Annotated in this window: 19 protein-coding genes; 6 read left to right on the forward strand and 13 right to left on the reverse strand. The window is 59.8% G+C overall.

The genetic code is table 11. From position 1 onward, the window contains the following. Positions 1 to 14: 14 nt before the first annotated feature. The 5 genes from J3P81_RS13985 to J3P81_RS14005 all read right to left on the reverse strand — a co-directional run bounded on the left by J3P81_RS13985 (position 15) and on the right by J3P81_RS14005 (position 6,082). Complete coding sequence (locus J3P81_RS13985; RefSeq protein ID WP_434559221.1) at positions 15 to 1,268, reverse strand: lipase family protein; 1,254 nt, start codon at positions 1,266 to 1,268, stop codon at positions 15 to 17. Further along, a complete protein-coding gene (locus J3P81_RS13990) occupies positions 1,265 to 2,248 on the reverse strand; it encodes an alpha/beta hydrolase (protein WP_434559223.1) in 984 nt (327 codons plus the stop codon). The genes J3P81_RS13985 and J3P81_RS13990 overlap by 4 nt, the downstream gene beginning before the upstream one ends. Then, a complete protein-coding gene (locus J3P81_RS13995) occupies positions 2,245 to 3,222 on the reverse strand; it encodes a phosphoglycerate dehydrogenase (protein ID WP_434559225.1) in 978 nt (325 codons plus the stop codon). The genes J3P81_RS13990 and J3P81_RS13995 overlap by 4 nt, the downstream gene beginning before the upstream one ends. A gap of 81 nt (positions 3,223 to 3,303) precedes the next feature. After that, positions 3,304 to 4,701: an OprD family outer membrane porin gene (locus tag J3P81_RS14000; RefSeq protein WP_434559227.1), complete on the reverse strand. Its 1,398-nt coding sequence runs from the start codon at positions 4,699 to 4,701 to the stop codon at positions 3,304 to 3,306. Positions 4,702 to 4,792: 91 nt separating this feature from the next. Continuing rightward, the gene (locus J3P81_RS14005) at positions 4,793 to 6,082 is read right to left on the reverse strand and encodes a CitMHS family transporter (RefSeq protein WP_434559229.1); all 1,290 of its coding nucleotides are present in this window, start codon (positions 6,080 to 6,082) and stop codon (positions 4,793 to 4,795) included. A 259-nt stretch (positions 6,083 to 6,341) separates the two neighbouring features. On the opposite strand from J3P81_RS14005, the gene J3P81_RS14010 reads away from it, so the two are divergent. Beyond that, complete coding sequence (locus tag J3P81_RS14010; protein ID WP_434559231.1) at positions 6,342 to 7,547, forward strand: citrate synthase; 1,206 nt, start codon at positions 6,342 to 6,344, stop codon at positions 7,545 to 7,547. A gap of 41 nt (positions 7,548 to 7,588) precedes the next feature. On the opposite strand, the gene J3P81_RS14015 is transcribed toward J3P81_RS14010, so the two are convergent. The 3 genes from J3P81_RS14015 to J3P81_RS14025 form a co-directional block, all read right to left on the reverse strand. Further along, positions 7,589 to 8,962, reverse strand: coding sequence for an MmgE/PrpD family protein (locus tag J3P81_RS14015; protein WP_434559233.1), 1,374 nt, complete (start codon positions 8,960 to 8,962; stop codon positions 7,589 to 7,591). A gap of 76 nt (positions 8,963 to 9,038) precedes the next feature. Further along, positions 9,039 to 9,347 carry a DUF4387 domain-containing protein gene (locus J3P81_RS14020; RefSeq protein ID WP_420763680.1) on the reverse strand — a complete coding sequence of 103 codons (309 nt, stop codon included), beginning with the start codon at positions 9,345 to 9,347 and terminating at the stop codon, positions 9,039 to 9,041. Further along, a complete protein-coding gene (locus J3P81_RS14025) occupies positions 9,344 to 10,759 on the reverse strand; it encodes an acyclic terpene utilization AtuA family protein (RefSeq protein WP_434559235.1) in 1,416 nt (471 codons plus the stop codon). The genes J3P81_RS14020 and J3P81_RS14025 overlap by 4 nt, the downstream gene beginning before the upstream one ends. 406 nt (positions 10,760 to 11,165) lie before the next feature. Here J3P81_RS14025 and J3P81_RS14030 point away from each other — a divergent pair, with 406 nt between their 5' ends. Next, positions 11,166 to 11,519, forward strand: coding sequence for a hypothetical protein (locus J3P81_RS14030; protein ID WP_420763678.1), 354 nt, complete (start codon positions 11,166 to 11,168; stop codon positions 11,517 to 11,519). A gap of 19 nt (positions 11,520 to 11,538) precedes the next feature. Here the strand turns inward: J3P81_RS14030 and J3P81_RS14035 are convergent, their stop codons facing one another. Beyond that, positions 11,539 to 12,414, reverse strand: coding sequence for a LysR family transcriptional regulator (locus J3P81_RS14035; RefSeq protein WP_434559237.1), 876 nt, complete (start codon positions 12,412 to 12,414; stop codon positions 11,539 to 11,541). 117 nt (positions 12,415 to 12,531) lie between these two features. Between J3P81_RS14035 and J3P81_RS14040 the strand changes: the two genes are divergently transcribed. From J3P81_RS14040 to J3P81_RS14050, 3 genes are all read left to right on the forward strand, one after another. Next, the gene (locus tag J3P81_RS14040) at positions 12,532 to 13,401 is read left to right on the forward strand and encodes an NmrA/HSCARG family protein (protein ID WP_434559239.1); all 870 of its coding nucleotides are present in this window, start codon (positions 12,532 to 12,534) and stop codon (positions 13,399 to 13,401) included. Between the two features lie 113 nt (positions 13,402 to 13,514). After that, complete coding sequence (chrA, locus tag J3P81_RS14045; protein WP_434559241.1) at positions 13,515 to 14,876, forward strand: chromate efflux transporter; 1,362 nt, start codon at positions 13,515 to 13,517, stop codon at positions 14,874 to 14,876. Between the two features lie 271 nt (positions 14,877 to 15,147). Beyond that, on the forward strand, positions 15,148 to 16,704 hold the full coding sequence (locus J3P81_RS14050) for a TerC family protein (RefSeq protein WP_434559243.1): 1,557 nt from the start codon (positions 15,148 to 15,150) through the stop codon (positions 16,702 to 16,704). A gap of 80 nt (positions 16,705 to 16,784) precedes the next feature. Here J3P81_RS14050 and J3P81_RS14055 read toward each other — a convergent pair whose 3' ends face one another. Together J3P81_RS14055 and J3P81_RS14060 are read right to left on the reverse strand one after the other, a co-directional pair. Next, the gene (locus tag J3P81_RS14055; protein WP_420764030.1) at positions 16,785 to 17,687 is read right to left on the reverse strand and encodes a LysR family transcriptional regulator; all 903 of its coding nucleotides are present in this window, start codon (positions 17,685 to 17,687) and stop codon (positions 16,785 to 16,787) included. A 27-nt stretch (positions 17,688 to 17,714) separates the two neighbouring features. Further along, complete coding sequence (locus J3P81_RS14060) at positions 17,715 to 18,287, reverse strand: TetR/AcrR family transcriptional regulator (RefSeq protein ID WP_434559245.1); 573 nt, start codon at positions 18,285 to 18,287, stop codon at positions 17,715 to 17,717. Between the two features lie 116 nt (positions 18,288 to 18,403). Here J3P81_RS14060 and J3P81_RS14065 point away from each other — a divergent pair, with 116 nt between their 5' ends. Further along, positions 18,404 to 19,840 (forward strand): amidase, encoded by a 1,437-nt coding sequence (locus J3P81_RS14065; RefSeq protein ID WP_434559247.1) that lies wholly within the window; start codon positions 18,404 to 18,406, stop codon positions 19,838 to 19,840. A gap of 101 nt (positions 19,841 to 19,941) precedes the next feature. Here J3P81_RS14065 and J3P81_RS14070 read toward each other — a convergent pair whose 3' ends face one another. Together J3P81_RS14070 and J3P81_RS14075 are read right to left on the reverse strand one after the other, a co-directional pair. Then, positions 19,942 to 20,349, reverse strand: a complete 408-nt coding sequence (locus J3P81_RS14070) for a VOC family protein (protein WP_420763671.1) — start codon at positions 20,347 to 20,349, stop codon at positions 19,942 to 19,944. Positions 20,350 to 20,372: 23 nt separating this feature from the next. Beyond that, entirely contained in the window at positions 20,373 to 20,798 is a 426-nt protein-coding gene (locus J3P81_RS14075) for a YciI family protein (RefSeq protein ID WP_434559249.1), read from the reverse strand. Positions 20,799 to 20,856: the final 58 nt, after the last annotated feature.

A 20,856-nucleotide genomic window follows, 5' to 3' on the forward strand; every position in this document is an offset into this window, starting at 1 on the left:
GGTGTACTCAGCACTCAGTCGTCGTTGAACAGCGCTCCTTCGTTTCTCTCCCCCGGCGGACCAGGTCTTTGCAAGGTGGCGCAATTCGAACCATCGCCCTGCCCATCGAGTCGGGCCCTGACGAATGCGAAGGCATCTTCCAGCGAACCGTGCAACACCCCGTCATGCCCCAGGCCTTCATAGGTGCGCCAAGTGACGGGGTTGCCGGCGGCGCACAACGCCGCCGCGACCGCGTACTGCCGCTCTGGCGTGATCGTCTGATCTGCCTGGCCGGTGGCGATGAACAACGCAAACGCAATCGAAGCCTGCGGCATGTCGGTGGACGGGATGCGCGCTGAGTTCAATGCCTCGGGGGTGATCGTCAACAGCTCTGCAAACGAACCGATCCGCAACGCCTTGGATTTGAGCGCGATGTCACGGGTACAGCCCTGCCGGGCGACGTCCAGCAATTGGAGGCCCTTGGCGGTCAGGATGGTTTCGATTGGCGGTCCGTCTTCGCGCAGGCCACCGGACGCCAGGACCAGGAACACGGTGTTGGATTGGCGTGGCGGCAGCGCAATGGGGCCTTGGGGAAACGTGCTGTTCGGCGCCGTGAGTATCGCCCCCAGGATAGGCAGTTCGGGTGCGTAGGTCGTGGCAAGTATCGCCGCGCCCAACGCCGCCCCGCCGCCCTGGGATTGCCCGGCGAGGAACGTGCGAGGGGCGATCAGCCCTGGTCTGATGGCGCGGGCAGCGCGAATCGAGTCGAGAACGGAACGTCCCTCGGCTTGCCAGAATGTATAGGGATGCGGCCCCGGCCCGCCCAGTCCTTGGTAGTCAGTCACGACCACCGCGAACCCTCGCGCCAGCCAACGATTGATGTACGCCGCGTCACGGTCGCGCAGCCCGGTCCAGGAGGGCGCGCACGCATCGGCGATCCCCAGCGTACCGTGGGCCCAGGCCAGCAGCGGCCAGCCTTCGGCGGGGGGATTGCCCGCCGGCAGGTATAACGCGCCGCTGACCGGAACGAGGCCGGAATGCCAGCGTTCGTCAACCGAACTGTAGAGCAGGCGTATCGCCTGCGCGGCGGCAGGCATTAGTGCCTGCACTGGCATGCGCTCGTTTCGCAGCAGCGTACCCGGCGATTCGGGCATTGCCTCAGGCCAGCGATAAAACGCCGACAACTGCACATCCCCGGCAACGGGCCCGACAGGCAGCGTACCGGCGGCCATGCCAACGGATGCCGCGACGCAGGCCCATGCAAAGGCGGCGATTCGGAAAACATTCATGGAAGGTTCGCCTGATTGGAAAGCGCCTTGCGCAACGCGTTACCCTGAGCAGCGAGTACGTTGCGCGCGATGGGCGCCACTTCGTTGAAACGGATAAAACCGTGGGTCATGTTCGCCAGGACTTGCAGGCTCGTCACCACACCTGCGTCCTTCAAGCGCTGCGCCAACCCTCGGTTTTCGTCCAGCAGTGGGTCCAGCTCGCCAATGACCAATCGCGTCGGCGGCAGGTCCGTCAGGTCAGCCGTGATTGGCTGCACCCGCCAGTCGTCCTCATCATCGGCCAGATAGCTGGCCCAATAGGCGCTCATGGTTTCGACCGACAGATTCTGCCCTGCGTATCCGCCCAACCGTTGCCACGAGTTGGAGGTCATGTCCCGCGAGTAGCTGCCGTAGAACAGCAACAGCTGGCGCAGCGCATTGATCCCCACGTCACGCAGCGCAATGGCCGCGCCCAGGGCCAGGTTCGCGCCCGCCGAATCGCCGCCCAGGGCATAGCCGCGCACCGGGCAGTCGGTGATTGCCCCGAGCTTGATGACACGGCTGACGATCGCTACCACCTCGTTGAACGCCACGGGAAAGCGATGCTCCGGCGACAACGCGTAGTCGATGGAGAGCACCGCCAGGCCACTGTCGCGAACCAACTGACGCAGCGGCGCGTCCCAGCCGGCCAGCGAACCATGGCGAAATCCGCCGCCATGGCAGTAGAACATCAAACAAGGCGTCTCATCGCCCTCCGGCCAATAAAGCTTGCAGGGAACCGTTCGGCCGTCGACGCAAAAGCCCAGCGTGCGCTCGTAGCTCAGGGGCACGCTGCGGTGCGCCGCCCACGCATTGATCCGCTCCAACTGGCCCCGGACGCTCTGCACATCGCCCTGGACAATCGGAAGCAGGCCCTGTTGGCGCAGCGACGTCGCCACCGCGAGCAAGTCGGGATGAACCGGCGGGCATGAGTCCGGCGACGGGTTTTCGCTACGACTCATGGCCACACCTGCGTGCCGGCGGGTCGACGTCCGTCCGCGATAACGCAATGGCTGGGCGGGCTGCGCCCTTGCAGGACGGCCACCGCGCACTGGGCGGCAATCAGGTTGGTGCGATTGAGCCCCTCGACCGTGGAGGCGCCGACGTGGGGCGTCACGACCACGTTCGGCAGTTGGATCAATCGTTCGGTCACAGGTAAAAGCGTGGGGTCAGACTCGCTTTCGAAGACATCGAGCCCCGCCCCCGCCAACCGGTTCTCCCGCAGCGCGCAGAGCAGATCCGCATCGCGCACCAACCCGCCCCTCGCGGTGTTGATCAACACCGAGGACCCCTTCATCAATCTCAATGCGTGCTCGTCGATCAACCCTTGGGTTTGAGGATTGAGAGGCGCATGAAGGGTGACGAAATCGCTTTCCTCGAGCAGCGTTTCCAGACCAACGAATTTACCGTGGGCGATACCGTCGAGCTGTGTTTTGTGAGGATCAGGGGTAAAAATCAACGGTGTAACTTCAAACCCGGACAAGCGCTGCAGAACGCCCCGGCCGATCCGCCCCATCCCGACGACGCCCACCGTCTTGCGGTACAAATCGCCGCCCAGGGGGATCGACCAATCCCCTGCGGACAATCCCGATTGGCAGCGCTTGAGTTGGCGGCACACAGCGAGCATCAATGCCACGGTGTGGTCGGCGACGCTTGCGTCGTTGCCGCCGATCGCTATGGTCGCGACCTTCCCCGCCGCTACCACCGCCGCCGTATCAACCCGTTCGTAACCCACACCGCGACGGGCGATGACCTGCAAGCGCGGGAGCGAGCCCAACAGGCTGGACGTGATAGTCGCGTGCCCGACGATCCAGCCATCAGCGTCCTTCAGGATGTCGGTCAGTTGCTGTTCACTCAGGTCGCCGTCCGCTTGCCCGGGCGCCAGGTCGGCGACGACTACATCACAGCCGCGGCTCTTCAGGAAGTCGGTCGCCATGGCATCGAAAAATCGCTGTGTGACCACTATTTTATGACGAGGTGTAGACATCTCGAGCCTCTCGATAGAGCGGTTGAACTTCTAAAACGCGTAGTCCAGATAGACCCGCGCCTCCGAACCGCTCACCACGTTATCGGGTTGAGCGGAAACCAGTGCGACGAAGTCCTGGTTAATCCGGTAGTTGATATAAATCAGGCCCACGGAAAGTCCTGCGTATTCTTTTTCGTCAAAGCGATAGTAGAGGCGATATTCATTTTGTCGCTCGGTCACGTCGGTGCGTCGACCGCTGAACGGGTCGGTCGCATCAAACTCACCTTGTTTATAAATAGTCATGACCTTGAAACCATCCAGCGAAGCGCCCAATAAAGAATGCCCGCTCAAGTCATATTCGGCGCCAATCTGCCAGGTTCGCTCACCGTCGTTATTGAAATCATTGCCGGAGCGTGTCCAGGCATCCATCCGGCCGTCAACATTATCGCCGTGGTCGAAGTAGGCATAACCCAGTTGCCCGTTGCTCAACTTTGCCTGGGTCTCGGAAAAAGAAAGACCCAGGCGAAGTTTATCGAGCAATAAACCCAGGTTGATATTCAACCATGTCGCGTCATCATCGTAAGCCGCCTCACCCGCCTCCCAGTCACGCTCCCAGATTCGCCCGGCTTTCTGGAACTCATAATATTGGGTGTCCAATACCACACCGGCTTTGTCGCCCAGCGGCGCTTTTAATGTCAGCCCATAACGGGTGTTTTCATTGAAGTCCCGCGCCACCCCGTGGGCGTAACCCAGCTCGACAGCTTTCAAGTCGTAATTGATGCCGTAGGTATACAGATCCTTGATTTCCTCGCCCGTCTGGCTCAGCAGGTGCTCGAAGTCTTCCCTGTCCCGAGGCGAGGTGCGGTTGATATAGGCAGTTTCGAACCCCAACGTGCCAGGAAGCGGACCGATCCCCATCTCGGTGAAGTTCAAATGGGCGCGGCCTCCCTGGTAGGAGCCGGGAACGATCCGAGTGTCCAGCGTGACCAACGTTCCGGCGTCGAACCGCCCCCGACCTACTTGGGAATCGGCATTCCAGCCGTTGCCCTCGTAACGCAACTTGAAATAACTCTGTCCAACTTTGGTAAAGCCCCCGTTGGTGCCGTCAGTATCGTCGAACAGGTCCCGGCCATTGTCTTTTGAATCGATCATTGCCACGCCATACAAAGAGGCATCAATCCCTACAACGCCGGCCCAATAACTGGAGTTGTAATCCAGGATCGCACCGACGCCTGTGCCACCCAGCTGGGCACCGTCCGGAAAACCGCCAAAGCGGTCTTCGATCAAATCGTTGGCGATACGCGTATTGATATAGACCGAACGAAGATAAGCATTCAACTTCCCTTCATGCTGGAACCTGTCAGGATCACTGATGGTTGCCGAAAGGCAAACTCCAGACATTAACAATGTCGACAGGAACGTCATAGCGACGGCGTTAATCGATTTCATCGACCACCTCTCTATTATTTTTATTTTGACGTGAGCAGACGCGAACTGGCGTCCTTTGAACTTCGGCGCAGCGAACTAATTAATTAATTAATTAATTAATCGCCCGGGTAATAACTGCCGTTACAATCAGGACAACGCTGCTGCCGATCGCCCAGAGCAGGCAATAGCGTTGCATGTCGCCCATGTCGCGCTTGATGATTCCACTGATGAGATAGACCGCTGCAACCAATGGGCTCAATGCATGCACCGGCTGCCCCAGCACCGACGCGCGAGCGATATGCATCGGGTCGATGCCATATTCGGCAGCCGCCGCCCCCAGCACCGGTAAGATGCCGAAGAAAAACGCGTCATTGGACAGCAGGAAATTGAGCGGCAAGGCGACCAGCGCAGTAATGATGCTGAAGTATTGGCCACCGCCGTCGGGAATCAGCTGGACGATCTTTCCTGACATGGCATCAACCATCCCGGTGCCGGACAAGATGCCGGTGAACGCACCTGAGGCAAATATCAGCGCGATGACCATCAGCACACTTTCCGAGTGAGCCGCGACTCTAGCCTTCTGCTCCGCCAAGCGTGGATAGTTGATCAGCAGCGCCAGGGAAAAACCCACCATCATCAGCAACGGCAAGGGTGCCAGCCCTGTGGCCATGGAGTACATGAGCCCCGCGGTAAGCACCAGGTTGACCCAGAAGAGTTTCGGCCGATGGGTTTCGGCGTGTACGGTCGGCAAAGCGACCTCCTGCGGTGCGGCGTCCTGGGTGCCGGGCGTCCATCCCAAGCGGCGCCGCTCCTTTCGGCCTATCCAGAACGCCACGGCAAACGCATAGGCAAGCCCCACCAGCATCGCCGGCACCAGCCCCAGGAACATTTCTGCCACATCAAGGTGAAGAGCGCTGGCGGCGCGGGCGATCGGTCCTCCCCAAGGGATGAGATTGACCACGGTATTCGTCAGCAAAAGCATCAATGCCAGGATCAGCGGGTTCATCCCCAGCCGCAGGTAAAGCGGCAGGAACGCCGTCGTGACGATCAGCACAGTCGTTGCGCCATCGCCGTCGAAGGAGATGACGGTGGCCAGCAATGCAGTGCCCAGTACGACTTTAAGAGGATCATTTCCTACATGGCGCAGGATTTTCCTCACGGCGGGTTCGAAGAGCCCGGCGTCGAACATGATCGCGAAATACAGGATTGCAAACATCAGCATCAACGCGGTGGGCGCAACTTGCTTGACGCCGTTCATCACCATCGCGCCCAGTTCCGGTCCTGCCCCACTGGCCAGCCCGAAGGCAACCGGAATAAGGATGAGTGCCGTCACAGCAGAAAGTCGTTTGCTTATGATCAAGGCCATAAACGTGACGACCATTGCGAAACCTAACCAAGCCATGCGTTTCACCTTTTCGTTTTTATTGTTATCGATGCATCGAAAAATCAATGTGAACAACTCTTGCGCAGCCGAAATCTACATAGGGGCTGAAACGCTGTAAATCTTGATTTTTTTCGTCAACATCCCGGCTTAATCGGGCCTATCCCGCCATCGGTCGTCTAAAAAACACGTGTTGAAATTTATCCACCAATACACATTGACGACCTGACTGCATATCTAATAAACATGTACGACTTCCAATCACCCGAGTGGGCCCGTCATGCCAGAACAAGAAGGCCTTTACCTCTCGGCAGACGAGGCAGCCGCCCTGCTCCGGATCAGCCTGCCGACGTTGTACGCCTACGTCAGTCGCAAGAATATCCGCTCCATCAAAATCGCCGGGACGCCCAAGCGTCGCTATTGGGCCGAGGATATTCAGCGGCTGGTGAAGGTCCCGGCGGCGGAGAAACCCGTGGCGAAGCGCTCATCGCCCTCGGACAGTGCGATTACGCTGATCACCGACGATGGGCTGTTTTATCGTGGCCATGACGTCGTCGAGCTCGCGGACCGGGCCACCGTCGAAGAGGTGGCCGAGTTGATCTGGCAGGTGCCTTCGGCGTTCGGCGATTCGCTGCCTCGCACCCCGAAGGACAGCGCCAAGCTGTTGCAGATTTACGAGCACATGTCTGCCCAGGAAAAAGCCATCGCGCTTTTCCCCTTGGTCCAGCGAGAGAATCCCAAAGCGTTCGACCTTTCCCCGGACAGCTACGCCCGTACAGGCGCCGATGTCGTGAGGTGGTTTGCCGCGTTGGTCGTGGGGGCGACCGAACCGAGTACGCAACCCCTGCATGAGTTCATCACCCAGTCGTGCGGCGCCCCGCCGGCCCACGCCGATCTGATCCGGCGCCTGTTGATCCTCAGTATCGACCATGAGCTGGATCACACCACCCACAGCGTCCGCGTCGCCGCCACCACTGGCGCCACTCCGTACTACGCGGTCATCGCTGCACTCGCCGCCGCACGGGGCCATAAAATCGCCTATGGCAGGAATGAAGCCGCCAGTCGGATGATCGAAGAGATTTGTACCGCCGTGGACCCTACGCGACCGATCTTGCAGCGCTACAACCAGGACGGACACATTGTCGGGTTCGGTCCCAATGTCCACTCGATCAACGACCCGCGTGCCAGCAATCTTTTGGCGGCGCTCACGGCTGCCTTTGATGGCGACAGTGAGTTCATCAAGCTGCAAAAAGCCTTCTCGGTGGCCTCGGAGCTCGTGGCGTACCCACCGGAATTCATTCTCATGGTGAGCTTCATCGGCAGGAAACTGGGATTGCGCGGGCAGGAAATTTCATTGGGAGGCGTAGGTCGATCCATCGGCTGGATCGCCCACGCCAGCGAGCAATACAACCAACACCACGAGGGCCGCCCCCGCGCTCGCTACACCGGGACGCTGCCAACGGCGACCGATACCGGACGCCGCTGATTGGGGCATTCGTTGGCGATGCCATTGGGGCGCTGGCGCCCCTAGGAGGCAACCATCGCCGCAAACAATGTCTCGAACTCGGTTTGATGCTCGAGCCCCGCCACGAACCCAAGCACCGCAGCCTGTGCCGATGCATCGAGATGAGGCATCGCCATGCGCCGGAACTTGCGCTCGAAGTCGCTATCGGTCATTGGCGTTTCGACCGAACCGGGACCGGTGATCATCTCGCTCACGACCAGCTCGCCGCATTTCAGGGTTACGCAAACACGGTTGGCAAGGTGCCGCGGAAACAGCGCGGTGAGCGCCGGATCTTCGACGACGCTGACTTTCTCCATCAAGGCAATCACTGCGGGGTCGGCGATCTTTTCTGCGGCGTACGAGCCGACCGTGATATCGCCATCGAGCAAGGCCCGGGCGACGTTGTAAGGCAGGCTGTGGTCAGCCGTTTCGCGGGTTTTCGGCAGCCATTTCTCTGGGGTATCGGCGAGTACCCGACGGTTGAATTCAGACGTTTCGATTGAAATGGCGGCAATGTCCTGCACACCGTCAATCCGCTTGCGGATATCCAGCGCGGCCCAGACGGCCGTGTGCAATTCGCCATTGGTGGGAAACGTCTTGGTCAGCGAGCGCCGTATCGCGTAGTCGCCGTTGCCGGGCGTGCCGAAACGACTGATGTCCAGGTCGAACGGTCCGCTAATCTGTTTGAAGAAGCCCATCTCGCCTTCGAAGATCGGCGACGGCCCGGTCATGCCATGGCGCGCCAGTTGCGCTGCGAAAATCGCGTTGCGAGCGGCATTGGCCGCGGAACAGCCCTTCCAGTCGGACAACGACCCGCTGCGCACTTGCCGCATCGCCAAATGCCCGCTCAGGGCGATGTTGATCGCTTGCTCGGTCTGCGCCACGTCCAGCTTCATCAAGTTGGAAGCCGCCGCCGCCATCGCGACGTTGATGTAGTTCACGTGGTCCCAGCCACGCTTGTTCAGGCTCGCCACATCCTGCAAGCGCATTTGGATCTCATATGCCAGGACGATGGCCGAGACCAACTCAGCCCCGGATGCGTTTTCGGCTTGCGCCACCGCCAGGCAGGCCGGGATGTTATCGCTCGGATGGCCGGGCTCCAGGCCCATGTAGCCATCGTTGTAGTCCAGGAAACGAACCATCAAGCCGTTGGCGAAAGCTGCGATTTCCGTCGTTGTTCTGAGGTTGGTGCCGAATACGCTGGATGATTGCGCCGTGTTTGCAGCGGCGTAACAGAGGGCAGCCTTGACCGGGTCAGCCCCGTAGGCGCCCAGTATGCACGCCAGGCTGTCGATGAAACGCTGGCGTACCAGTTTGATGATGTCTTCGGGCAGGCGTTGGCTACGAAATTCATGGGCATATTGCGCAAGGCGCATCGCAACGGTCGGGTCCGTCATAGTTACCTCGGGTAAACAGGGGGGTCGGTCCTCGTCCATGAGGCGCACAAATCAAGGCTCGAGCGGGCGCCCGGCCTCAGTCGACGATCACGTCAAGCAGACGGACGTATTGCTGGCCGGCGTGCATGTCGCGCTCGACCATTCCGCCCTGGGGCGTCGCACGGGGATAGGAGATCTTGACCATTTCCAGATCCGGCACCGGGATCCGCTTGACCCGTTCCGGGTCGGTGCCGTAGAGCGTTGCGAATTGAGCCGGCGAGAGTGCCGCGCAATTGGAATAACGTTCGAAATTCTCGCGTCCGTTGAAAAAGATATCGAACGTAACCCAGAACGGCCCCGCTTGTTTGGATCGGACGTGCCGGCATACATCACGCAACTTAGTCATTGTGCAAGTTCCTTCACAGCTATTGGGGTGTCCGACAGATCAATCCACTTCAAACGAACCAATTCAAGGGGATTCTCAAGTTGCACCACGTGATTCAACTTGAACTCGAATATTTGCCCGCGAGGTATATCGGCCGGTGTAAAGGCAAACCCATAGGAAGGCAACTCCTTACCCATCACGCTTGGATAATGGAAGAAGTACGGATTACACGCCTGGGCAATGGTATTGGCCATTTCCTGCGTTGCAGCCGTGGCGACAAACAACATCCCTAGTTCCGGTGGCGGTAACGTTCCGGCTGCGGGTTTGACACCGGTCACGCCATTCCACCCGTACATGCGCAGGGAAATATGAAACTCGCCCAACTCTTCGGCGGGAATCGACTGACGTGTTCTCTTATATAGCGCGTCCAGCAAACGGTCATGAAAACCATCGATGTCCTTGAGCACATCGGGGTCCTGGATGCCCACCAGCATGATGGTTTGGTACAAACCGGCGGCAGCGCCTTCCAACTTCATGGTGTAAGGCATCGGCTCCCATTGCGAGCCTTCTACCCGAACAGCGCGCCCATTCAAATCGGTGTAGCGCGCCTGGGCCACGTTCAAGATTCCACCGGGCTCCAACAACCGGAACGGGTCACTGTTTTCGTAGAGCATATGGGCCGATACGCTATGGGGCGTGCACTGGTTGTCCAGGCTCAACGGCTCGACTTCGAAGCCGTTCGCGTCAACACTGAGCAGGATCCCCGACCCTAGCGTCGGGTTGACGGCGCATTGCACGCCGCATTCACCGGTCTTGCCGGCATGCCAGGACGGTCCCCATGGCGCGCCTTTCCAAATGGGATAGCAGCCTATGACGGCTGTGTCGGTCGAACGGCCGGCCAATATGATATCGGCGCCCGCGTCCAGCGCGGCGAGGAAGGGTTCAACCCCTAGGGCAGCGACAATGTGCTCACAGGCGTCCACTGTCGCGTCGTCCAACTCGGCGTGGGGCGGCAATGGTTTGATACGACCTTCAGCGTTCAGCTTTTTAATGGTTTGCTTGTCTTGCTCACAATAAATGAGCGCAATCTTTGGTGATACACCCAACTCCCCGGCAATTTCCAAGGCAATATCACGCGTCCAATCAAGATTCAGATCGCCGCCCGCCTGCCCCGAAGTCCCGACAATAATCGGCACGCCGGATTGCGCCTGGGCCTTCATCAGAATAGTCAGGTCGCGCTTGACCGCGCCTCGGTTATTCTTCGACTTGCCAAGGGCAAGATAAGCCGCGCCGCTGTCGGTTGAACCCGCGTCCGTGGCAATTACTTGCGCCCCCGCCGCCAGCCCATAAGCAATTTCTTCTTCTCGTACACCCGCTCCCAATGAACCACAGGGGACAATCACTTTTACACAACCTTCAAATAACTGCTTCATGACACCCTCTTCTTGGCGACTCAGTGCGCCAATAATAGGGGCTGCAATTACGTTGACAAGTGGACAGATTTTGTCCATATAGCCCTGCGAATTAATGCTCTCGGAAGGCTACCGCAAGATAACTTTTAATGATTAATCGTGTTTATCCTGCATAACTAACGAAGAAAAAAATCAAGTTCAGATACCTGTTCGAAGGCCGCTCGAAGCGCACATGGCAACACGTTCAAAACGGCCGTCTGTCCCACCCGTAGCTCTTCCCAGTCATCGCTTCAAGGGACGGGAAAAAGCGCGACATGACGCCCTCCGTGACGTCAACAATCCGTCACCAAAAACCTTCCTATAAAAACTTTTATATGAAGCGCCATTTTTCCGACAGATGGCACTGATGTCCCATTGCTGAAGATTTGTGAGCGGGCTCATCATCCGCCGCATGATCGCTGTGCGTTCAGGCGCTAAAACCGCGCTGACACAGGACGTAACCAACCGCATCGCTCGCTGGAGCAACATTAGGATGATGACTGTCTATTTTCTTGTCATGAGGATCTGTAGTGGCATGGAAGGCTGTGTGGAAGAGCGAAACCCCGGGCCGACCTATGCATCCAGACAGATGTGTATTGAAAGCGCGCAAGTCATGGCACCGCGCAAAGGCGTGAAATACAAATGCCGCAGCGAGCGGTTATGGGTCTCCGACGAAGTGCAGAGCCCGGGCGGTTACGACGCGGTCGTTTCAACCAAGGTCAAGGAACAGCCGTTACCTTGAGTGGGCGCAAACCGCTCCGTTATCCTTCCAGTGTCAATGACATATCCGGGTAACGGGCGCACAGGAAGTCCACAAACGCGCGAACCTTCGGCGCCGCCAGGCGCCTGGAGGTGTGCAGGACCCACAACTGTCGTTCGGCGCTTGCGACCATCCCCCACTGGACCAACTCGCCGCGGGCCAATTGATTCCAGGCAATCGATTTCGGAAGCAGCGCGGCGCCCCCACCGGCGACCGCGGCGTCGCGAATCATCAGGTAGGAAGAGAACCACAGCTTGGGGATGGGCTCCAGGATCAAGCGCCCACCATCGAGATTCCAGTGGGTCGGCTGGAAATTGGAAGGCACGATACTGGGGACAGGCCTGACCGCTCCGGGTTCAGGCTTGGCCACGCCAGGCGCGGCCACGACCACCAACCGGTCCTTGGCGAAGCAACGTCCGACGAGATTGCTGTCCGGGCTTGGGTTGACTCGGATGGCGACGTCGAATTGTTCCTCGACGAGATCCACCAGGCGGTCCTCCGCCCGCACATCGATCGTCACCTGCGGATAGGCCGCGCAGAAATCCGCGCCAATGCGCCCCATCGTCAATTGGGAAAACAGGACCGGCGCCGCCACCCGCAAGCGTCCGTTAGGCGTCGACACGCCTTCCTGGGTCGCCGTCATGGCTTCGATCACCTCCCCCAGCGGCCCTTCGGTCCGGGCAATCAGCATTTCGCCGGCTTCGGAAAGCTTGAGGCCACGGGCGCTACGCTCGATCAGCCTGACGCCCAGCTGTTCCTCCAATTCGGCGATGCGCCGCGACAAGGTGGCTTTCGACCGGCCGCTGGCGCGGCTTGCCTTGCCCAATCCTTCGTTGGTGGCGACCAGCGCGAAATCAATGAGCGCATTCAGGTTCATGTTGTTCCATTTTTGAAACGAGGTGTTTGCATTCTGGCGCCTTCGTTTTATCCCTGCAACGCCCTATCGTCTGGTCACTGCAATGCCATTCCTTGATATCAGCGACAGGAGATTCACATGAGCATCTTGATCACCGGCGCCACGGGCACCATCGGTTCTCTCATCACCACACGACTTGCCGAGAAAGGCGCCGAAGCGAAGGCCCTGGTGCGTCAGCCCGGCAAGCGCGACTTCCCGGTTGGCGTGACGGAAGTCGTTGGCGACCTGACAGACGTAGCCTCGATGCGCGCCGCGCTCGCGTCGGTACGCACGTTGTTTCTACTCAACGCCGTCACGCCGGACGAAGTGACACAGGCCTTGATCACACTCAACCTGGCGCGTGAAGCCGGTATCGAGCGCATCGTCTACCTGTCGGTGATACATGCCGACAGGTTCACCAATGTCCCGCATTTCACCGGCAAGCATACGGTGGAGCGCATGCTCGAAAGCCTCGACATGCCGGCGACCATCCTGCGTCCGGCGTATTTCATGCAGAACGAGCTCATGGTCCGGCAGACCATCCAGGACTATGGCGTATACCCGATGCCGATCGGCTCGGCCGGGGTCTCGATGATCGATGCGCGAGACATCGCCGACATCGCCGTCGCCGAATTGCTGCGACGCGACCGGGCACCCGCTGCCCTCGAACGGCTCACGCTGGAACTGGTCGGCCCCCGGGCCCTGACTGGCGCGGCCGTGGCGCAAACCTGGGGTTCGGCGTTGGGCCGGGAGGTGGTTTATGGCGGTGACGACGTGGCCGCCTTCGAAACCCAGATGGCGTCGTTCGGCCCTGGCTGGCTGGCCTACGACATGCGCCTGATGATGGCCGGTATCCAGGCGTTCGGCATGCAAGCCGAGGCAGGAACGGTGGAGCGACTCCAAGCCATTCTGGGCCGTCCGTTGCGCAGCTATGAAGACTTCGTTCGCGAGGCCGTCGGCGGCGCTTGATTGACCGCTGCCGGTGGGAGGCGATGACCTTTCACCGGCCTGCGACAAATAGCTTTCAATTTCATATGCAGCCGATACTGTAGCGGCACCCTCACTTTTCCAAGCTATCGCCCATGAACCCCAAGCTTGCCGAATCTGCCCTTGAACATGATCCTGCGAGACCTGAACCGATCAGCTTGCGCGTCGCCTTCTGGTTCTGGCTGAAGCTGGGCTTCATCAGCTTCGGCGGCCCAGCGGGACAGATTTCGATCATGCATCAGGAGTTGGTCGAGCGACGGCGCTGGATCTCCGAGCGACGCTTTCTTCATGCCCTCAACTATTGCATGTTGCTTCCCGGGCCGGAGGCCCAGCAGTTGGCGACCTACATCGGCTGGCTATTGCATCGGTCCTGGGGCGGCGTAATCGCCGGCGCCCTGTTTGTATTGCCCTCTCTTTTCATCCTGATCGCCTTGTCCTGGGTGTACATCGCCTTTGGTGAAGTTCCGGTAGTGGCCGGCCTGTTCTACGGGATCAAGCCAGCAGTGACCGCGATCGTCGTGCAGGCGGCGCATCGAATCGGCTCCAGGGCGTTGAAGAATAATTGGCTTTGGGCCATCGCCGCCGCCTCGTTCACGGCGATCTTCGCTTTCAATGTTCCGTTCCCGCTGATTGTGCTGGGTGCGGCGCTGATCGGTTACATCGGTGGCCGCCTGGCACCAGGAAAATTCCAGGTTGGTGGGCACAGCGCCGCCAACAAGTCATTCGGCCCGGCCCTGATCGATGACGAGACACCCACGCCAGAGCATGCCCGGTTCAGTTGGCCAAGGCTGGCATTGCTGGGATTGATTGGCGCCGTGCTGTGGGCCTTGCCAATGGCCGCCCTGACTGCGCTGTTTGGTTGGGAAGGCACGCTGACCCAGATGAGTTGGTTCTTTACCAAGGCCGCGCTGCTGACCTTCGGTGGTGCGTATGCGGTGCTTCCCTATGTTTACCAAGGCGCGGTCAGCCATTACGGCTGGTTGACTCCGACCCAAATGATCGACGGCCTTGCGCTCGGCGAAACCACCCCCGGGCCGCTGATCATGGTCGTGGCTTTCGTAGGTTTCATCGGGGCGTATGTCTCGCAAGTGTTTGGCGCCGATCAAGTGTTCCTGGCCGGTGCCGTTGCGGCAGCGTTGGTGACGTGGTTCACCTTCCTGCCCTCCTTCCTGTTCATTCTCGCGGGCGGGCCGTTGGTGGAATCGACTCACAACGCGCTCAAGTTCACCGCGCCGCTGACCGCCATCACCGCGGCGGTGGTCGGGGTCATCCTCAACCTGGCGTGTTTCTTTGGTTACCACGTGCTCTGGCCAACCGGGTTCAGCGGCAGCCTCGACTGGCCTTCGGCGTTGATAGCGATCGGGGCGGCAATTGCGTTGTTTCGCTTTAAGCGGGGCGTGATCCAGGTATTGCTCGGCTGTGGGCTTGTTGGCTTGGCCGTGCACTTATTTCGCTAGATTGATGTTGGCCCGACCCGCCATGAAAATCACACGGTTTGCTGCGCTTCGCCGTTGCTTCGTCAGATCCTGTAATAAATCGTCTCGTGGGAAACGCTGGAAACCATTGTAGGATTTCTTCCCCATTTAACCTCAGGTCTGTATGAAAACCCTTCAGGAACCTCCCAGTCGCCGTTCAACGAACAACCGCCTCTCCCCCGTCGCCGCGCCCTGGGCAGGCTCGTCGCAGCCTCTTGCCCTCGCACTGACCGGTCGAGGGAGCAAATAAACCATGGAATGGATCGTTGATCCCACGGCCTGGCTGGGCCTACTGACGTTGATCGTGCTGGAGCTGGTGCTCGGCATCGATAACCTTGTCTTCATCGCCATCCTGGCCGATAAACTTCCCCCCGAACAACGCGACCGTGCCCGTGTCATCGGCTTGTCCCTGGCATTGCTGATGCGCCTGGGCCTGCTGGCGAGCATTTCGTGGATGGTGACCCTGACCAACCCGCTGTTCGAAATCTTCGGCAAGACGTTCTCGGGCCGAGACTTGATCATGCTGTTCGGCGGTGTGTTCCTGTTGTTCAAGGCAACCATGGAACTGCATGAGCGTCTCGAAGGCCACGTGGCGCAACGCTCCGGCAATGCTGCCTATGCGTTGTTCTGGCCCATCGTCGCGCAGATCGTGGTGCTGGACGCGGTTTTTTCCCTGGATGCGGTGATCACCGCCGTGGGCATGGTGGAGCACCTGTCGGTCATGATGATCGCGGTGATTTTCTCCATCGGCTTGATGATGATCGCGAGCAAGCCGCTGACCCACTTCGTCAACAGTCATCCGACCGTCATCATGCTCTGCCTGGGCTTCCTGATGATGATTGGCTTCAGCCTCACCGCCGAAGGATTGGGCTTCCACATTCCGAAGGGCTATCTGTACGCCGCGATTGGCTTCTCGATCCTGATCGAATTGTTCAACCAGTTGGCACGCTCGCGGCGCAAGAAAAGCCTGCAGGGTCTGCGGCCGATGCGCGAGCGTACCGCCCACGCGGTGATGCGCTTGCTGGGAGGCCAGAAGCTCGGCCCCGACGAAGTCGGCGAGGAAATAGCCGACATGTTGGCCGGCGAAGAACCCGAACAGGTTTTCCATCGACGGGAACGGGTGATGATCAGTGGCGTGCTGCAATTGGCGGAGCGCCCGATACGCAGCGTGATGACTCATCGCGCGCAGATCGATCACCTTGACCTGGCGAACACTGCGCAAGAAATCCGTACGACACTGATGCATTCGTCGTATTCACGCTTGCCGTTGATCCGTGAAGGTCGCGTGGACGAACCCCTGGGCTTCGTCCACAAAAAAGAGCTGCTTAAGGAAATGCTGGCGGGCAACCCGCCGAATCTGGAAGCCATGGCGCGCAAGGCCATCAACCTGCTGGACAGTTTCACGATCCTCAACGCACTGGAACAAATGCGTAAGGAGTCAACCCACATCGCCTTCGTGGTGAACGAGTTCGGTGATTTCGTCGGCCTGTTGACCATGACTGACATTCTCGAGTCCATCGCCGGGGAACTGCCCGATGCCAGTGAAATCGAGGGTCCGAACATCGTTGCCCAGGAGGGAGGTTTTTTGGTCAGCGGCGCCCTGAATCTCAGCCAGGTCCGCGAACATATCGGCTTCCAGGCGAAAGCGACGGAGGACTACCAAACGCTCGCCGGCTTGGTGATGAGCTTGCTGGACCGTCTGCCCATCATCGGCGATAGCCTGCGTTGGGAGCAATGGAGCATGACGGTCGTCGAGGTGGAAGAGCGGCGGGTGACCCGGGTGTTGTTACGCGTCGAGGACCAGGGCTGACCTGATTGTCCGGGGCCGGCGGCCGCGAAGCGCATACCATGGCCGTTCGGTAGCCAGGGTACGCGCTGCAGCGCTGTCGCTCACCCGCTGATGTAACGCTCTAAACGCGCCACCAGGAATGCCCTCAACACCTGGACCGCCGGCGTCAGCGAGGTCCGGTGGGCGCACACCAGTTGCAGCGGCGCGGGCTGGCCATAGTCCGGCGGGAAAATTTCCACCAGGCGCCCGCTGCGGATATCGTCCATCACATCGAGCTTGGATTTGTAGACGACGCCAAGTCCCGACACCCCCCAACGCCTGACGATGTCAGCGTCATCGCTGATGCGGTTGCCCAGCACCTGGACGGTTTCCACCCCCTGCGGCGTCTGGAAACTCCAGCGTTCGAAGGTCTGCTCGCCCATCACATAACGAAGGCAATTATGCCTGCTCAGCTCGCCGGGCGTTTCTGGGCGGCCATGGCGTGCAATGTAGTCGGGCGAGGCACACACCGTCCGTCTGTTGGACGGCGCGAGCGCCAGGGACACGAGACTTGAATCAGCCAACTGGCCATAACGAATGCTCGCATCCAGGTGTTCGGTAAACAGATCAGCCACCTGGTCGCTGACGCGCAACTGCAACAGGACCTTGGGATGCAACTGCTGGAACTCATCCAGCCATGGCAGAAGCAGGTTGCGGCCGATGTCCGAGGGCATGGACAAGCGCAGCGTCCCGGAAATTTCATCGCGCCCCTGGGCCAGGGCAAGCTCCCCATTTTCCAAGGCCTCCAGCGCCTGCCGCGCGTGGCTCAGGTACCGCTCGCCGTCATCCGACAAACGCAGCCGCCTGGTGGACCGCACGAACAACCTCACCCCCAGGCTGGCCTCGAGTCGTTGCACCGCGACGCTGGCCAATGCCGGAGAGATGTCCAGCAACCGTGCTGCCGCTGAAAAGCTTCCGGCATCCGTCGTGGTCACGAATACCTGGAGATCATCGACTCGAATGATTCTTTTCACGCTGTCATGTCTCTCGGTTTATCCAGCAATTTTTTTCCGAACCATCGTCATGAGGTTTGCGCCGACGTCCTCGATGCTTTTGTTCTGCGCAACGACCTGGGCCCCTTCCATCAGGTACGTGAGCTCCATTGCCACTTCGTCCGGCTCGGGCAGGCCAGCCTCTTCACAGAGCGCGACCAATCGCAAGAATTGACGCTTTTTATGTTCCTCGATCAGAACGCGGGCGGGATTGGCCGGCTCGGGTATTTCCGCCAGCGAATTGGTGAATGGACAGCCCCTGTATGACGACGCCGAAAGGTCGTGGGCGATGAACTCGGCAAACCCGAGAATCTGCGCCTTGGGATCGTCGATGTGTTGCGCCGACAGCGCCTCGAAGACCTCGGCATATTTCTCGACGAGCAGACGTAGCCATTCAAGCACCAGCGCGTCTTTCGAATCGAAATGCCGGTACACCGTCATCTTGGTCGACTTGGCCTTCGCCGCGATGGCATCCACCGTCACCCGACTGATGCCCTCGCTGAAAAACAGCGCCTCGGCAGCATCGAGAATCCTTTCTTTTGGGGCTAACTGGGGAATACGTTCGGGCCGCATGATGCTCTCCGCTTGACATCGATACTCAACGGTATCTTACTATACCAGTCAGTATCACTCGATACCGACGAGTAAATCATAACGCTTTTGCCAGGCAATTGGCTCGGAGAAATGTGATGAAAAGCGCTGAATACGCCGAATACGATGCACTGGGCCTGGCTGAGCTGATCGCCAACGGTCACGTCACCCAAGATGAAGTCCGGGCCGCGGCCTTGTCCGCTATCGAACAGCTCAACCCGAAAATCAATGGGCTGGTAGAGGTTTGGGAAACTGAACCCGAGGCTCCGTCCGGGCCGTTCCAGGGCGTGCCGTTCCTGGTCAAGGACCTCGGGCTGACCGCCAAAGGGCGTCTGAATGAGCTGGGCAGTCGCTTGGCCGCCGGATGCATCGCCGACGAAGACTCCACCCTGATGACGCGCTTGCGCCAAGCGGGACTGGTGACCCTCGGCAGGACCAACACGCCTGAACTGGCGACCAGCACCACCACCGAAGCCGTATTTCCAGGGCCGACACGCAACCCGTGGGATCTGAGTCGCAGCGCAGGCGGGTCAAGCGGTGGTTCGGCCGCCGCTGTAGCCGCCGGCCTCGTACCGGCGGCGCACGCCACCGATGGCGGCGGCTCTATCCGCGTACCCGCCGCCGCCACCGGACTGTTCGGGCTCAAGCCCAGCCGGGGCAGGATTGCGATGGGCCCGGCGGTGGACGAAGTATGGGCCGGGCTTGCGGTGCACGGTGTCGTCAGTCGAACCGTGCGTGACAGCGCTGCTTTACTGGATGCCATCGAGGGCGCCGCCACGGGTGATCCCTTTGAGATCGCCAGGCCGCAGCAGCCCTATCTATCCGAATTGAATCGCGCCCCCGGGTCACTGCGCATCGGCCTGCTCCCGCATCCGCTGAACGGCACTCGCTGCGCCGAGCCGGTCGCTACAGCCACTCGCCAGGTTGCCGCCCAGCTCGAAGGCCTGGGGCACCGTGTGGAAGAGATCCGCCTGGACATCGGCCTGAGCTGGGACGCCTTCGTTGAAATGAATGCCCGCTTCTGGTCAGCCAACACCGCAGCCTGGATCAATGCCATCGCAGCGGCAACCGGCCGGCCCGTCGATGACAGCACACTGGAGCCCGCCACGCTTTCGCTGCATCGAATGGGCAGTGAACTCACTGCCATCGATCTGCTTGGGGCCATGCATTCAAGGAACCTCGTCACTCGCAGCATGGGCAGCTTTTTCTGCAACTTCGACATCTTGATGAGCCCGACACTGCCAGCGCTGCCTCCTGCCATTGGCCACTATAACGAAGGCCAGGAGTTCCTGGATGGCAGGGGCTGGATGGATCGGGTCTTCAGCCATTCGCCGTTCACCGCATTGGCAAACGTTACGGGGTCCCCTGCCATGTCCATGCCACTGGCGTTCGATCCGCATACCGGCCTGCCAATCGGCATGCAGTTCTCGGCGGGTTTTGGTCGGGAAGACAGGTTGCTGCGTCTGGCGGGACAGCTGGAGGGTGTGTTGCCTTGGGCTGGACGCAAACCCGAGGTTTGGGCTGGGAAGCTTTGACGCGGGGGGCTTACACCGCGACGGCTTCAACTTGAAAACATAAAGTCCACACAGCGAAAACCACTCAGTCGAGTGGTTTTTTTGGCTGTACGCGACCCGGTTTATTTCCGCCCTTCGAAATTGACCATCCAGGCCACTCCGAAACGGTCCTCGAACATCGCAAAACGTTCCGCCCAGAATGTCTGCGCCAATGGCATTTGTACCTGGCCGCCCTCGCTCAAGCCTTTGAAGAGTCGCTCAGCCTCCTGCGCGCTGTCGACGTTGAGGGAAACCGACACGCCCTGCGGCTTGCTGAACGGCTGGCAAGGCGGGCAGTCGGAAGCCATCAGGCTGAAATCGCCGACCGTCAGGCAGGCATGCATGATCAGGTTTGGGTCCTTGGGCATGCCCACGTCCTCTGGCGCGTCGGCGAAGGACATGGAAAACAGTTCGCCGCCAAGCACCTCCTTGTACAACGCAAAGGCTTCCTTGCAGCGGCCGTCGAAGGTCAGGTACGGAATGATTTTCATGGTGCTTTTCTCCTGTCACCGTTTCATTGTTGACCAGACATCTGAGCCCGCAAGCGATCTTCCTGCTCGCGCAACTCGGGGGTAAAGGACTCGCCAAATTCCTCGGCTTCGAAGATCTGGCGAATCTCGATTTCACTATCGCTGACCATCGGGTTCGGGCAACGCTTGACCCAGTCGATGGCCTCCTGCAATGAACTGACCTGGAAGATCCAGAAACCGGCGATCAGCTCCCTGGTTTCAGCGAAGGGGCCCTTGACGACGCTCCGGTCCTTACCGGAAAAGCGCACGCGCACGCCCTGGGCACTGGGATGCAGGCCTTCACCGGCGAGCATCACCCCGGCCTTGACCAACTCTTCGTTGTAAGCGCCCATGGCGGCCAGCAGTTGCGCGCTGGGCATTTCCCCGGCTTCCGATTCCGGACTGGCCTTGACGATAACCATAAATCGCATGCTCGAATCTCCTTAGAGTAGAGGACTGTTGAGCCGTCCGTGAGAGGGCTCCATGACT

This window comes from Pseudomonas sp. R1-6 (assembly GCF_051132115.1).
Classification (GTDB): domain Bacteria; phylum Pseudomonadota; class Gammaproteobacteria; order Pseudomonadales; family Pseudomonadaceae; genus Aquipseudomonas.